Source organism: Mesorhizobium sp. M7A.F.Ca.CA.003.01.2.1, assembly GCF_003998945.1.
Lineage (GTDB): Bacteria > Pseudomonadota > Alphaproteobacteria > Rhizobiales > Rhizobiaceae > Mesorhizobium > Mesorhizobium ciceri.
On sequence record NZ_RZRA01001425.1, the window covers coordinates 1 to 879 of the forward strand.

Below are 879 nucleotides of genomic sequence, written 5' to 3' on the forward strand. Positions count from 1 at the left end.
GCTGCGCAACGCCGCCCGGTAGCGCCGTCCCTGGCCAGCCGGCCAGTCGCCGAGGCATTCCAGGCCTTCCCAGGCGCTGCGGACGATGCGCTCGCGCTCAGGCGCGAATTTCAGCCTGATGGGGCGGGGAAACATCTTGTCGTTCAACGGTCGTCTCCATGATTGCCGCAAGTCGCCGGGCGACATGCGTGAGAGGCGTCCGGTAACGTCGGCGGCAGGGCAGGGTTCCCTTGCCCGGAGATCAAATCTCTGCGTCGATGTCCGACAGCGATCTCGGCGTCGGCGCTTCGGCGTTGTACGCCGCTGGGCGGTCATGCTCGAACTGTTCGGCGCCGGGCAAAGCGTGCAGCCAGGTCTCGCGCCTGGAGGTCCACAATTCATATTCGGGCACGAGATCGGTCGGCGCGATGTCGAGGCTGCCGATTGCCACCTCGGCCTCGTTGTCGTCGACCCAGGCGACGCGGCCGCCGCATGTCGGGCAAAAGCTGCGCGTGCCATAGGAGCTGACGAGGCCGGTGGTCTCGAAGGCCTCGCGCGGCCAGATGGCAAAGGCCGAATAGACCGAACCGCCGGCCTTGCGGCAATCCTTGCAATGGCACAGGCCGACGCGCAGCGGCGCGCCGTGAACCTCGAACTGCACGCCGCCGCACAGGCAGCTGCCGGTCCTGCGTATGGTGTCGGACATGACAACCTCCCTCAATGCGTGGCGCTGCGGGCCGGGTGGGACAGATGCTCGTCTGCCGTTTCGTTGGCCAGGATGAGAAACCGGGAAAAAGACATCCTGTTCACCGTACCACCAGGCCCGGTTGACGCGGCCCGCAGCGTCTTCAACGCCGCCCAGGCGAAATGGTTTCGGCTAGCGGCGGGCCGCCATATGGG

General features: G+C 66.7%; 2 protein-coding genes. Both read right to left on the bottom strand.

The annotated features are described in order from the left end of the window. Window positions 1-241: 241 nt before the first annotated feature. Complete coding sequence (locus EN969_RS33200) at window positions 242-685, bottom strand: GFA family protein (protein WP_013530776.1); 444 nt, start codon at window positions 683-685, stop codon at window positions 242-244. Between the two features lie 11 nt (window positions 686-696). Then, window positions 697-879, bottom strand: a 183-nt coding sequence (locus EN969_RS35685) for a hypothetical protein (protein WP_206525312.1), incomplete at its 5' end; no start/stop codon positions are given.